Origin of the sequence: Flavobacterium muglaense, from assembly GCF_014305155.1 — a bacterium.
In the GTDB taxonomy this organism is placed as follows: domain Bacteria; phylum Bacteroidota; class Bacteroidia; order Flavobacteriales; family Flavobacteriaceae; genus Flavobacterium; species Flavobacterium muglaense.
In genome coordinates, this window is sequence record NZ_JACRUK010000010.1 from 1 (window position 1) to 15782 (window position 15782).

At 37.9% G+C, this 15782-nt stretch carries 5 protein-coding genes; all 5 read right to left on the reverse strand.

Translation table 11 applies throughout. The features are described from left to right. Positions 1-162: 162 nt before the first annotated feature. Positions 163-753 (reverse strand): hypothetical protein, encoded by a 591-nt coding sequence (locus H8R24_RS06210; protein ID WP_187017752.1) that lies wholly within the window; start codon positions 751-753, stop codon positions 163-165. Positions 754-757: 4 nt separating this feature from the next. Then, positions 758-6340 (reverse strand): HNH endonuclease, encoded by a 5583-nt coding sequence (locus tag H8R24_RS06215; RefSeq protein ID WP_187017751.1) that lies wholly within the window; start codon positions 6338-6340, stop codon positions 758-760. Continuing rightward, positions 6337-6699, reverse strand: coding sequence for a four helix bundle protein (locus H8R24_RS06220; protein WP_187017750.1), 363 nt, complete (start codon positions 6697-6699; stop codon positions 6337-6339). The genes H8R24_RS06215 and H8R24_RS06220 overlap by 4 nt, the downstream gene beginning before the upstream one ends. 72 nt (positions 6700-6771) lie before the next feature. Then, on the reverse strand, positions 6772-8079 hold the full coding sequence (locus H8R24_RS06225) for a PKD domain-containing protein (RefSeq protein WP_225876779.1): 1308 nt from the start codon (positions 8077-8079) through the stop codon (positions 6772-6774). Between the two features lie 182 nt (positions 8080-8261). Further along, positions 8262-15779 carry a T9SS type A sorting domain-containing protein gene (locus tag H8R24_RS06230; protein ID WP_187017749.1) on the reverse strand — a complete coding sequence of 2506 codons (7518 nt, stop codon included), beginning with the start codon at positions 15777-15779 and terminating at the stop codon, positions 8262-8264. Positions 15780-15782: the final 3 nt, after the last annotated feature.

Below are 15782 nucleotides of genomic sequence, written 5' to 3' on the forward strand. Positions count from 1 at the left end.
ATTAACTGTGTGGATTATAGGAACGGGTACGAAGTCGGGAGACTTCGCACAGCACGCCCCTAGTTTTAATAACGTTTTCATTTTTAATGAAGACTTCGCACAGCTGGGTAAATTTATTTTTAGCCAATTTGGAAACTTATTTTTGATTCAAAAGTTTCCGTTTTAGACATTTTCTTTTCTAACTCGCCAAAAATCCTCAGTAAGTAATTTGTAAATTTGATAGGGTTTAATCCCCCAGTCTTCCAAATCCTCTTGTAATAGTACTTCCTTTGACCTCATAAATAAATCAAAAATATTGTCTTCTAATTTGGTATGAACATTACTTAAAAGCCCTTGTCCATATCTCCAAATTTCATCTCTATTTTTATTTTCAACGCCTAGCAATAAAACATCTCCTTGGTAAATTAAACCAATCTGGATAAAACCAAATTTATTCCAATTCTCTTCTTTGTTTTTATACTTTTCAATTTCATCTAATACCTTCTTATAGGGGAAAATATGGTCAATTGTTCCAAAATATTCTTCTCCATCAACTTGTACACCATCATAGGTAACAATTGATGTTAATGGGTAAAAATCCATTTCGTCATCATTCAAAACTATCTTTTCTAACTTGAATGACTTATATCCAATTTTAAATAATGTTATAAAATCCAAAAACTTAGGAGGTAGTTGATGATTACTCAATAATTCAGCAAATCCATCAGCGTTTTTGTCTACTTGTTGTAATAATTCTAAACCGATTCGATTCATGATTTTATGGTTGATTAAAAAAGCCTTTTAATTCAGGGTACTTTGTTACAATCTCTCTCCCTCCAGTATGCTTTCCTATAATTGCATCGTGAACAGATTTCTTTACTGGATACATACTACTGCCGTCCTGATGATGATGCCATGTATATGGTTCACTCCAAGAACCATCCGCTTGTTTTATTTGAAAAGGAGACCATCCTGAAGATTGATTGCCTGTATTTGGGTCAATTGACTTTCTAACTTTACTTGCATCACCATCAAAAGCTTGTTGTACCAACTTATTTTTTGCGTCAGTCATATCAGATGTGTAATTTCCTTTCATTTCAATTTTCACAATATGATCGGGGCTTGATACATGAGGAGTTAATTCGGGATGCCCATATTTATTAAATTTAACACCACTATAAACACCTTCTCCATTGAATCCTGACGGTGTATTAGAAGGTATGGCATTCTTATAATAATCGTCAACTTTCTTTATAAAATCATCTGACTCGTTTGCTAAACGTCTAAGTAAATCATCATTTGTTTTAAGCCAACTTGGTGCATTAGACAATAATGATTTAACTTGTTCAAGTGTCTTCCCCACCCCACTAACACCATCTCCAAGTCTTAAATATTCGACTCCTTCAGTTGCATTACCTTTGGTATAATTACTGCCTTTTGTTCCTCTAGTACCTCTGTTGTAAAGATAAAAATCTTTTTCAGAAAAAACATCACCGTTTTTATTTATTTCTACCCAACCATCACTGGCATAAAATGGTTTTTTAGTTTCAATTGAGAGGGCTATTGCTGCTGCTTCATCGTTACAGGATAATAATCTGGCAGTCTTGCCTGTAGGTGTGTTGTCTATGATACTAATTATTTCTTTACTGCTTTTTTCTTGTACTACACCTTCAACAACTACATAAAATTTATTGTCTTTTGCATGAATAATAATGTCTATAAAATTATCGGTACTTTTAAAAGCAAATTTTGTGTAGTTTATGGTGTTTTTTATTCCAAGCTTGATGACTGCAATATTTTTATATTTACCAATATCTTGTAGCGCTAATTTTAAAGCAGTAACAAATTCAGGCTTCAAAGATTTGCCTGCAATTTTAAGGTACGATATGCTTCGCATTCGCTGCACGAGTCCGCCTAGTGTTTTTGCAAGCTCTGGAGCGTTTACTAGTCCATCTACCATCATTATGCTGTTATAGACTAGATCCCATTTCTCATATAATTCTATATTACTTTGATATTGTTCAAACGTAACATCATCTTTTGACATCATCATCAATTCATCAAGAACTGCTGCTTCGCCGCCTATTATAGCTATTGCACCTACTATACTTGTGCCTCCTGATGGTGCAGCAGCGACTATTGCACCTATTACCGCAGCACCATTACCAACATGGCGCCAAATACGGGCTTTTTTATGTTCTGCTATTGCTTTTTCTATACATAAACCCCATATTGCAGGCATTACAATAACCTTATCTTTTTGTAAGCCTAATTCGTTATTATCAATACCTATCAAGAAAACAGTAGCTTCAAATGGGTCTGCTGTGGGATTGTCATAAAGTGACGGAAAGGTCATATCATCAATCCCTTTGCCTTTAAAATATTCAGAGTATGACTCTTTAAGATTAATTGTTCCGTTTGAATTAAATGTTATTGGCAATTTGCTGAGTACTGTATATTGCGCATTCAACTGGTCTTTATCACTTGAGATAGACATATTTGGTTTTAGCCCAATGATATAAGGCATGAGAGAAGAAGGGTAACGGAGCGTTTCGCCTAAAACTTCTATTGTTTTTGTGGTTTTAGCTACATTAGGATTTGCCATAAAGGCAATACTTACTTCGTCTATAAATGGATGTGTAACTTCGTCAAAGTCACATTCACCAAGCATTTTTACCAATAACGCGTAATTATTTTTTTTGACAATATTTATAATCTCTCTTTGAAAGTCATTATTTTCTAAACCGGTACTTGTTAGTTGAGCAATGGCTCTTCCTACATCATATTGATCTCCTGCATTAAAAACATTTGAAACGTAAGTTTTAGTATCGCCTATTTCCCTGTTCATTGCCTCCAAAGCAATTTTACTTTTTGCGTCTTCTATATTTCCAAGATAGGGAAGCAAAGCATTAATCATAGACACTCTTTCGGATGTTTTTATCGCTTGTAAACATTCTTTTACGGCTCTGTTTACTCGAAAAGCAATAGAACCTGGATTATCTATTTTTATTTCTGCAATTAGACTACAATCTATAGTTCCCGCATTTACCGATGCTTCATTTAGTAATACTTTACTGCAATTAATGGCTGGTATTTGCACTTCATCAGGAAGGATTGTTAAAACAGGATTTAATAAATTAGGTTTTTTTCTTACTGCAAGATAATAATTACAAGAGTTCGCGGCTTGTTGAATTAACAATCTGTAATTTTGCTCCTCAAAAGTTGTATTGTAGGCATTATTATAAGGAATATCAGAACCTTTTTCATAAAATGCTTCGGTAGTTTTTTTAGAATCAAATCCAAATTCATATTCTTTTCCATTTATGTTAAATGCGTACAGTGTGCCGTTTGGATGACCTCCGTTATTGATATGATCAACATTTATTATATCTGAATCTTTTTTTCCATCATTTGTTTGAAATCTAAATGATTTATGGTTTGGCATTATGTAGTTAAATCCTTCAGCAATCTGCGCCCCATCACTACTCCCTTGCGTAAACTGGTACAATTGCAAGCCTGGCGCATATATCATCTCCCAATCGTTATGGCTCAAGAGTTCACCTCCACCATAATCCATTAACAAGTTGGTTTTGCGTTGGTCAGCATCTTTAGAAAACGGGTGCTTCAAGCCAAATACACCATGACCTAATTCATGAGCTAGGGTGCGGTTTTCGCCATCAAATACAAAACCAAACTGCCTCAACAACGGCATGAATCCTGCGTTGCCATTGTTGGCTTTTTCGTTAGTGTAAAGCATGTAATAGGTATCGGTTTTATACTCGCTACCCAATGCATTTATTACCGCTTGGGTCACAAGTTGCTGCCCATTGGTGTACGTATTTAACGCGTCACTAGCTCCTGTTACTATAGTAGTACCCCAAGTGTTGGTAATCTTTTTCTTAATGGTACTTACATTAAAACTGACTCCTGCTTTGTTGTATATTTCATTGAGTTTTGTTGCTGCATCGCTAGGAATTGGCGCATCATTGATACTCACAAGCACTACATTGACTTTTTTACCGCTAAGATGCCATAGGTCTATTTTACCAGCCACTTCGTACTTGGCTGTAGAGTCGGCTGGTTTTACGGTTGCTATAATAGCATCCTTAGCGTAGTCAAATTGTTTGGTTAGCTCAAATGTCGCTACATTACCGGACCATGAAGGTTCTACTGCATTTCCGTTTTGTGTTTTAAAGACAAGGTTCTCTTTTGTTTTTCCATTCGAGAAAATTGCTGTAGCATTTATTTGATCTGTACTAAACGGCGTGTTAGACAGTGCTTTGTAGTGTACGTAATAGTTACCACCATCAGCCTTGTTAATAGTTTCGTAGGTACTATTAAGTGTTGTGTTTGTAGATAGGCCTGTGTCTTGATTGGGGTTGGTGTCAAAGGTGTATTTGCCGTTGCCTGGTTCAAATAGTACTTCTACATCCTTAGATGATATCAAGTTCACATTGCCCGCGTTGTCCACACCTGTGGTGTTGCTTTTATTAGGTGCGCCACCATCTGCGGCTTGTCCTTCGGTAACTTCTCCTTGCTCGTTTACGGTAAAGGTTTTACCGTTTTTATCGGTAATCACTACTGGTGGTTTAGTATCAATTGTGGTTTCGGTACCGTTTTTAAGAACCAGAACTACTTGACCATCAACAACCTTTACGCCTTGTAATTCTACTTTGGTAGCGTCAAAAGTGGCAACCTCTCCTTTAAGTCCTGTTAAGTCCTGAATGATAGCATCAGCATCAAGGATACTTTTCCATTTAGGATCATAACTTGTCTCTACTACACCTCTGGTGAGTTGGTAATCCGTATTGATTTGAATGCTTTTAAAGTCTACTTTTATTCTAGTGTACTTACCAATGTTAACTGCTCCATCACTTAATTTGTTAGCAATATTAATTACCTTATTCAACTGCGCTAAAAAAGGAAGGGTTATATACCCCCAGCCTGAATAGTTGCCCTCACTACCATTTACTTCTACAGTTACAACAGGAAAGTCACCTGCAGTGAAAATTTCGCCCCTTTTTAAACTAGGAAGAGGAGTGTTGTTTGTAATTTTTATCTGTGGCATTATACCACAGTTGTAATAAGCAGTTTCGCTTTCCGTAGGTGTTGTAAACTCTTGTATGCCAGAGAAAGCAAAGCCTCCCTCGGGTGTACACTCGCCACCTACTCTAAATTCATAGGTAGTTCCTGCTTCAAGATTGTGAATAGTGCCTTGCTGGTTGTAGGCATATAGATCGAACCAGTCGTCATCGCCATAGCCTTTTTTACGGTATTGGATTTGGTACCGAATATGATCTGAATACAGCCATGTAATTTGTACCGTTTGGGTGTTTTGGGCTTCGGACAGGACAAATTTTGGTACTTCGCAATTGCCTTGATAGGTAAAATTAAAGATTTCGCTATACCCATTATTTTTAAAGACTGAGGTTTCACTGATCCCGTCACTTACGATGGCTCGTACTTGCCAAGCGTATTTTTTACCTTCTAAAAGCGGAATGTCTGCCGGCCCATAAAGTAGGGTGCTGGTGTAGGTTGTGGTTTGATAAAGTGGTGGGCTGCTTAAAAACGCTGCTTGCGGATCTATTGTAGTATCCCACAATTCTTTAAGGGTAAACTCGTATTGAACTCCTGTGGCGTTGAGGTGGCGTGGTGTCCAACTAAAAAGAAGATTTTGTGGATTTTTGGCTGTTACTAAGTCGCCCCGAAAAGGCAGGTTAAGAATAGGGGGGTCGTTAAGTATTAAATAAACTGAGAAGCAACTCTTGCGCGACAATAATTGCCCAGAGAAGAAGTCATATACTTCAAAACAGAAATCATACCTACCACTAGGTAAGGGTTGTGTATATTGTTGGGGTGCTATTCCCAAAAGGTTATTGAGTTCAAAATAAGGACGTAAATCCAAGTTTGATAGCCGTTGATTAATTCCTCCATCCAAATAGATTGGTGTTGCTCCTGCAACAACATCTGTATTTTGAATGTTATAACCATTGCCTTCGATGCGCATTTTAAGTCGCACGCGTCGGCCTATTTCTTGTGTGTCTGTCAATAGGATATTGACAAATAGTTTTTCGGAATTGGTGGTTTGATAATCAGATAGTTTTAAGCTATATGGCGGTATTAACTGCGGATTTACTTGAATAGGGTAAATTTGGGCAGATGCCTGCTGGAAGGTTAGTAATGATAAGAATACTGTGAGTAGTAGGCAGTAGGCAGTATGCAGTATAAAATTTTCAGTTTTCAGTGTTCGGTTTGGGGTGTTCAGTATGCGGTATGCGGTATGCAATATGCGGTATGCAGTATGTAGTATGCAGTTTACGAGTTGCAATGTGTTGATTATAGTTTGGAGTATTTTTTTCATTTTTTACTAAATTTTTCAGGATTTTGAATCCTATATCCTAATAGCTTGCCTGTTTCTACGGTGAAGGCAAGTAGTTCTTGATGTGTGTTTTCTGTTAGGTTGTTGCAAGCAACTGCAAAATCGAGCCAAACGGTGGTTTCGCTATTTTCCATATCTGCATCCGATATTTTGGCAATAAAATGTTTTTCATACAATCGTTTTCTGTATCCATTCGCAATATTAGCACAAACAGATCGGGAACTTCTCCTTATTTGATCGGTTAGTGCATAACGTTCTTCTTTAGGAAATGCTTTGGACACTTCAAATACTTGCATGGCTAACTTGAACGCCTTTTGATATGCCATTAATTCTTTATACATAAATTAGAATTTTTGTCTAATATTCATTCCAAACTGCCCACTGCAAACTGAAGCCTGCCTACTGCAATCTACTTACTCTTTCATCACTTTTATATCAACAACAATATAAGAATTTGCGCCATTGGCAATAAAGCTTTTAATTTTTATGGCTCCTTTTCGCCCATCTTGAGTTTTAAATAGCACGATGCGTGGCACTATGCTATTGTCAAAATCTTGTAACCCTCCAGCTGTTTCGGTAATCGTTAAATTGGATAATGTGGCATCAGTAGTCATTGCATCAAATTGTGCCACAGATAAAGAGCTTGAACAATTACAGGATTCTTGACTATTGATAAACTGAGTATGTGTGGCGTTGGGGATTGCGTTAAAGCTTAAAGTCTGTACTTGATCGGGCGCAATAAATTTGTTGAAAGAAAAAGTTGCACTAAGTCCGTAAAAAGCGATATCAATCAAAGACCCGTTAGAATTATTTACTTCTTGACTGTTGTACAGCTCACGTGTTGTTGTAGAGAAAAAAGCAGCTGTAGCATTCGAGCTATGTGCGGTGTTGATTCCTAGCTTCACATTACTAAAAGTTCTTAAATTTGTGTTCGATAGTACTGTTATGATTTTGGTTGCAGTTTTAGTTTCTTTACCATTAGTAGCCTCAAGTTTTAGTGTATAGGTTCCTGCTGTTGCAAAGGTAATTTTAGGGTTTGTTGCTGTACTCACTGATGGATTTCCTCCTATGCAAGTCCAAGTATAACTAGTGGCACTCACGCTATTATTAGTCATAGTTAAGCTTAGTGGCGCTTGTAAATCATCATCTTCGAATGCCAATTGGTACTCAAATGCGGCTGCTAAATAAGGTGCTACAGTAACTGTTTTTTGCAGTTGGTAGGTTTCCTTGCCGTTACTTACTTCTAATGTTATGGTGTGATCTCCAGGTTCAGTGAAGATAACGTTTGTTGGGTTTTGACTATTGGATGTTGCAGGAGTACCATTTTGAAAAGTCCATTTGTATGAACTTGCTCCTGTTGTGGTATTCGTAAATGCGACTTCCATAGGAGAAAAAGTATCTTTGACAATAGCGGTAGTGAAACCGGTTACTATCTTATCGTTGATAACAATGGCTACTTCTTTTGTTTCAACTATCCCATCACGGTTCATCGCTGTTAATTTGATACTATAGTTGCCTTCTTTCGTGTAGACAGCGGTTCCTGGATTTTGTTTGGTAGAACTGGTTGTTTCAGCACCTTCAAATGACCAATCATAGGTGTCCGCACCAACTGTTTTATTGGTAATTTTCACTAGGACGGGTACCGAGTAATCATTATTTACTACCTCAATACTAAAATCAATAGTAATAGGTACTGCCTGTTCTTTTGTACAGCTAGACATAAAGAGTGTTATGCCAAGTAAACACGTCAAGGCAGTACCCATCATTTTAAAAGAATCCAGCACAGATCGACTATTTTTTCTTTTGCCATAATTCATAGCTGGTTGTTTTAAATAGTGATTCGCAATATTCTGTATACTAATAAAGCCCTGCCGACTACTACATGTGTTTTTAACTGCTCTCATTATTTAATTATAATTTTTCGAATTTCATTTCCTTTTGGAGTTTCTAGCAATAAAAAGTAGATTCCAGCGGGTAAATTCACATTGTAATCTACGCTATACACATTTGCATTATTAACTTGTTTGTCATTTATTGGTTGTCCAGAGTTCAAGCTGTAAAGACGTAACGAAATGGCGGCTGGTTCTTGTAATTTTATATCTACAGTAAACGCTCCAGTTGTAGGATTAGGATGCGGTACAAAATCAATGATAAAAGGAGTCGTTGCATCACCAATATCAGGCAGTAACCTTGCTTCTTCAACAATAATAGGTTTAGTGTAATCTTGCTGACATTCTCCTAGAAACGAGCGCAATGTTACCTGATACGCACCTGCTTGAACAAACTTAATTGTAATGGTTTCGTTCGTTTTTTTAACTATTTCAGCACCTCTAGGTAAAATCCATTCTACTGTCGCGCTTATGGGGTTGCTGGTGTTTACCAAAATTATTTCTTCATTGGCAAACGCTTGCGACGTAAGTAAGAATTGAGAATTAATACCAGCATTGGTTTTAAAGATCTCGATACTGCCCGTGCCCGTACATCCTTGACTATTGGTTACTTTGGCCGTATAAACACCAGCATCAGTCAAGGTTACTTTTGGGGTGCTACTTATAAAACCATTTGTTGAAGTCCACTGGTATGTTGCTGCAGCATCTGGAATTGTAATGTCTAAATTTTGAAATTGATTGTTGCACAGTGTTTTATTACTACCCAAGTTCACAACAATCGGACTTGGATTTGTAATTTCATAACGTACTTGAACTTCGCATCCTTTTTGATCTTTTACAGTTGCCGTGTAAATACCTGGGCATAGATTGTCTATTGAGGCTGTGTTTTTACCTGTATTCCAATTGATACTGTAGGGAGCTACGCCTCCTGTAAGCGCTAAATCAATTTTTGCATTGCAGGCATCGGTACAGTTTAACTGTGTTATTGTTGCTGTTACATCAAGTACTTTTGGCAAAACAACGTTGTAGGTTTGCATAATTTTACAACCATTGATATCGGTAATAAATACGAGATAGTTTCCTGGTTTTACGTTGGTAAGATTTGGTGTGGTATCACCTGTGTTCCAACTGTATTTGTAAGGTGAAGTTCCGCCCTGTGCGTTAGTTGTTATAGTCCAATCGTTTGCCGTTCCGCAGTAAGTGTAGCTACCGTTTAAAGTTGCTGTTAATTGCTGTGGTTGTAGTAATTGGTAAGTCACACTTTGAGTTGTGTTTCCGTTTTTGTCTGTTACAATTACGAAGTAAGAACCGGCGCTTACTAGGTCTAAATTGATTTGATTGCCTATCGAATTAGCTTCTCCTTCTTTATACCAAGCATACGTATAGGGAGCCGTACTTGTAAAAGGAACTCCTCCAGTAGCTGTAGCTCTTAAACTTCCGTTCTTGTCATTGTAGCAAAGAATATTGTTTTGAGTGGTAACGGTCACTGCAAGTACTGGTGGTTGATTTACGGTGTAGGTGCTAGTTACAGTACAGTTTTGTACATCAGTTATAACAACAGTATACACTCCAGCAGGAACATTGGTTAAACTACTCGTTGTTGCATTTTGTTTGACTCCATTGGCGTCAAGCCATAGGTAGCTGTAGGGAACTGTTCCGCCATTTATAGCTAGGATAACCGAGCCATTAGAAAGACCAAAACCTGTAGTCTGAGTTGTAGTGTTGGAAACTATGGTTAATACACTAGGCTGAGTAATGTCAATTACAATGGTTTTCAAAGAATTATTTTCGTTGTAAGAACATTGATTTCCATCACGTACTTGAATTTGGTACCTGCCTTTCGGTAGGTTGGTAAAGGTTGTTGTATTTGTTGTTAAAAATGATGTCCAAGCTCCATAAGGATTGTTGTCTATTTTCATTCGATACTCATAAGTTGAGGTTCCGCCTGTAGCTGTTAATGTAATTGCTCCGTCATTTTTTTCGAAACAACTTACATTATTCATTATGTAAGTAACTGCTACTGCCTGTGGTTGGGTAACGATTAATGTTTCGCTTTTTTCAGAAATACCATCTGCATTATTAACGATGAGGTAATAAGATCCTGGTGCTACATTAGTAAGTAAAACATTATTTGTACCTATTTTTGTGTTCGTGATTGCATTGTACCAGGTATAAACATTTCCGCCTACACCGCCTACGGTTATTGCCTCAATTTGGGCGTTGCTATTTCCGTAACAGCTTACTGGGTTTTTTAATACAATGTTTGCAATCAGTTCTCCAGGATTTGCGAGGTTATAAGTGTTTTTCAAGATACAGCCCAAAGCATCAGTTACCGCAATGGTGTAAATACCAGCAGGTAAATTGTTAGCAATATTAGTTGTGCTTGATGTTGCCGTTTCTTGAGCAACAATTAGTCCATTGTCATTTGTCCATTTATAACTGTATGGCGCTACTCCTCCTTTTATCTTGATGGTAATTGTTCCGTCAGATTGTGTTCCTGAAGGACGTACCAAGCTGATAGCTGTAAAATCATATATTGGCGGTTCAGTGATAGTGTAGCTTTGCTTTATTGTACAACTGTTTTCATCAGTGATAGTAACAGTATATATACCTGCGGATAAAGCGGTAATGTTTGGAGTGTTTATGCTATTTGACCAAGAGTACGTATAATTACCAGTTCCACCAGATACTGTAAGTTCAATACCTCCTGTGCGTTCTCCATAACATAAAACATTTGTTAAGGTTGCATTTGTAATCTGTAATAAAGGAGGCTCGCTTAAGGTAAAATCTTTTCGTTTACTGATGCCATTGCTATCCGTTACAATTAGATAGTAGCTGCCTGCTTGCCTAGTAAAACTAGCGATGGATTCCATTTTTACACCGGCGCTGTTGTACCATTTATAATCATATTGAGCTGCTGGTGCTAGGTAACCTCCAGTTGCGTTTGCAGTCAAAGTGCCATTTCCACCGTTACAGGCAATAGGTGTTTCGGTAATTGTTAGTTGTATTTCAGGTATTTCATCTACTATAAAAAGTTGCTCAACTGTACAATTATTTGTATCTGTTAAGATTAATTTATAAGTGCCTGCAGGGATACCAACAACCGTAGCCGTTGTTTGCGTCAAAGCGGAGTTTGAGCTATCATACCAGGCATAGTTATATTGATTTGATCCACCAATGGGAGTTACTGTAATTGAGCCGTTAGACAGTCCATAACCTAATGGTTTTGTTAGGGTGTAATTACTTATTTGTAGTGGTTGTGCAGGTTCATCAATGACGTAACTGTTAGTTGAACTACAATTGTTTTTGTCTGTAACGGTAACGGTATAAGTGCCTTTGTATAAGTTGTTTAAAAATGATGTTGTTTTTTGAGGGCCCCAAGAATAGGTGTAATCTCCGCTACCACCCGATACGGCTAATGTAATACTTCCGGTTTGCGCGCCATAACACAATACATTTGTAATGGTTGGTACAACCTTTAGTGGGGTGGGTTGTATAATGGTGAGCTGTGAAGTCCCTTTAATGTTGTTAGCATCCGTAATCGTGAGGCCATAGGTTCCTGCTTCTCTATCTTTTAAGTCGAGTTCGCTGCCTAAATTAAGAGTAGGGTTGGCAATTGCGTACCAGTTGTATTGATATGGTTTTACCCCACCTGTAACATTCGCGTGTAGTATTCCATTAGTATCGTTATAGCATAAATTAAATGCCGTTTGTTCAATTGTAAGTTGAAGCTTTTCTGGTTGTTCAACAAGGAAGTTTTGTACAAATGAACAGCTGTTTTTGTCTAAAATGGTTAGTTGATAAGAACCTGCATCTAATCCCTGAGCACGGTTGCTTGTAGCAATTACTACATCAGAGCCGGTTTTTGTCCATTGGTAAGTATAAGGACTAGTTCCTCCAGTTGCGATCACACTTACTGAGCCATCTGCTGTTTCAAATCCAGAAAGCATTTTGTTGTCAACAGTTGCTATGCTTAATGGTGCCAAGGGTTGTTTGACTTCTATATTGTTTAATACTACTTGGCACAGGTGCGCATCGGTAACGGTTATGTTGTAAAACCCAGCCGAAATATCGGTATTGTTTGCTGTTAATTTATTATTGCTCCATGCGTAAGTATATGGAAGAGTTCCGCCTGTAACATTTATGCTTATGCCTCCGGTCGCGGTGTTGTAACAAAGGGCATCGGTAGTATTTACAGTTTCAATTTGTAGTTTGGTTGGAGCTGCCAACAGTAGCTCTTCAGAGCTTCGTGTTATGCTGTTGGCATCGGTAATTTGTACTATATACGTTCCAGCAGCTACATTTGTAATCCTAGGTTGTGTAAAAGTCATTGGCGTATAGCTGTTTGAACCATCTTTTATAAACCAGGAATAGGTGTAGGGCGGGATACCACCGTTTCCAGTTGCCTTTAAAATACCATCGTTATTATTAAAACAGGAAATAGTATTTTCGATACCAATAGCCACAGTCAATAAAGGTGGGGCAATTAGTTTAATTGTCGTACTGGCTGTACAACTTGTATTTATTGTAGTTAAATTATAATTAGCGTCGGTTACTGTTAGGGTGTATTGACCGTCGCCAATTCCTGTCACAGTAGCGGTAGAGCCAACGATCTTGCCCAAAGTGTCTTTCCATTGGTAATTGTAAGGGGCTGTGCCTCCTTGCGCAATTGCGGTGGCTTGACCATCTGTAGCCAAATATGCGCTAGGATTTGTTTGACCATTAATAGTGATCGTAAGGGCATTAGCAGGCTCAGTAATCACTATAGTTTTTACATTTTCACAGTTATTATGGTCCGTTACTTGTAATGTATAGCTGCCGCCTGCTAATCCGTTTACCGTACTAGTATTACCTTTAGTCAGTCCGTTGCTATCAGTTAGTGCATAAGTATATGGCGGTGTACCTCCTGAGGCAACAATTTTGAGTTCTCCATTTGCCGCTGCTTTGCATAGTACATTTGCTTGGGTATAGATGACAACTAATGGAGCAGGTTCGCTGATTGTGAGTATAGACTGGGCTGTAATGTCATAAAAATCTTTAATGATTACTTTATACGTTCCAGCAGAAAGTCCTGTGGCGGTACGATTTTTTTGTCCTATTGTTGCATATACGCCGCCGGTTTCTTTAAACCATTCATAGGTGTAGGGTTCAGATGCAAATGGAGTTCCACCTGCACCGGTAGCTGTCAAGGCACCGTTTGACGCATTATAACAAGTTATAGCTTGTTCCTGTATAGTTACTTCGAGCAGTTGTGGGTCAATTAGGTCAAAGGTTGAGGTAACAGTACAACCGTTTTTATCTTTAGCTGTTAGCGCATATCGGCCCTTTGTAAGATTTGTGATGTCTTTATCTGTACTATAGACGGTAACATCCGTATCTTTTATCCAGCTGTAAGTATAAGGTGCTGTTCCTCCTTGTGCTGTGGTTGCTATTGCTCCAGTGCTATCGCCAGGAACGGTAAGCGGTTGAATATTGTTTGTAGTTATTGACAGCGGATCTATTGGTGGATTTTTAAAAATTATTTCGGCAGTAGTAGTACAACCATGATCATCAGTTACTATTAGGTTATATGTTCCTGCTTGGAGCATAGCTCTATCTTTTGTCCCTGTTGTCGTAAGATCGTTCCATTTGTATGTATAAGGTGCTGTTCCGCCAGTAACGGTGGTCACTATAGCGCCATTATTACCACCGTAACAAGATATGTCTGTAGTTGTGGTGCTAATAGTTAATGGTGCTAAGGGTTGAGATAAAGGAAAGCTGGCAGACAACTGAGTGATTTTATTATCATCTGTTACTGCTACTTTGTAGATACCTGCCGGAATGTTTTCTAAAATTTTTGACGTTTTTGAGGCCAATTCGGTATCCACTCCTCCAATTACTGCATACCATTGATACGTATAGTCAGTTCCGGAAGGACCTCCATTTGGATTGGCTTCTAGTGCGCCTTTTTCTCCATAGCAGGCTATGGCTTGTTTTTGGTTTATACTTACTTCTAATAGAGCGGGGTTGTTTAAAGATATAGATTGCGGAATGATAACACAACCATTAGCATCAGTTGCTTCAAGGGTATAGAATCCTGCTCCAATGCCAGATAATACAAAATGATGAACAGTATTCGTTACCGTTTTTGTAACTGTAGTTGGTACAACAGTGGTCCCATTTTTCAAAACTGGGGTGTAGTCTATTGTACCGCCGGTGAGGTCAAATTGTATAGAGCCGTCTTTGCTATTGTGCTTTAAAGGGTCCAAAGGGATGACTTGACTTATTGTTAACGCTGTTGAAGGTTGACCAATAGTAACATCAACGGATTCATTGTTAGCTGCTGTATGGCCGATACAGTTATTTCCATCACGTACTTTGATATTGTGTTTCCCCGCCGAAAGCCCACTAATAGTTGGAATTGTTTCATTTGTAAATGATGTCAAAGTACCGCCGTCTAATTGGTACTGATAAGTGCCCGTACCACCACTAGCAGTTATATTAATCTGGCCGTCGCTACCGCCATAACAGGAAACATTTTTACTATTTGTTGCTGAAAAAATAACAGGTTTAGGGCTTTCTATGGTAAAGCCATCTTCAGTTCCCTCTAAGCTATCCCAAGTTGGATTTGGTGCGGTAGTATCAATAGTTTGGTACCGTACTTTGTATGTGCCGGAGGGTATGGCTTTGCTTAGTGGCCAATTATAAGTATAGGTATCGTTCCCATTATCAACTAAGACATTGGTACTGTCTTGGGCATAAAGCGAATATTTATTTGGTATAGTGGTAGAATCTGATAGAAAAAACAAACTTGCAACTAATTTTTTACCAGTAGGTAAATTTGGTTTTAATAGCATTTGAAACCCTCCATCTGACGAAGTAGAACATTTAGGTTGGGTTGTTATAAAGTCTGTGATTTTTGGTGAGCAAGAGATAATATGATATGTTACGACATTTGTATAATTACTATTATAACCTGTTCTAAATTTAACTTGATTTTCTGTAGTTTGACCTAACAAATCAGAAAGGACAAAGGTTGTTACAGGTGTGTTTAAGTTTGAAGGGAAGTCAACCCATGCAGATCCATCATAACTATATTGCCATTCGTAGCCGAGTTCTAAAGTTATTTCATCAGTTAGACATAATTTGTCATTGGAAAGGGTTGGTTCTGTAATGTGCAGTGGGTAAAGTGTTTGCCTAAAGCTACAGCCGCTAAAAGTAAAAGGAAAATTAAAGTTTGCTTTAGTCCTAGTAAATCCTTCGGTATATGTACATGGATATGATGTGTTAAAATCTTCTGCATAATTATGTACAGCAGTAGTCACGGTTTCAAAACCATTTGGTATTGAAAAGAAGTCATAATACTCCTTTGAGATAGTGCTTGCAGTGGCTTGGTAAGAAATATCTCCTACATATCCGGCTGTACTGCCAATGTTTAAATCTCCGAAATTGGCGTGGCGTATTCCGATTATTTTTGTTTTTACAAGATATCCATAATCTTGTCCAAATCCTAAAAGCGGTAACAATAATAATATGTAAACTAATTTTTTCATAAC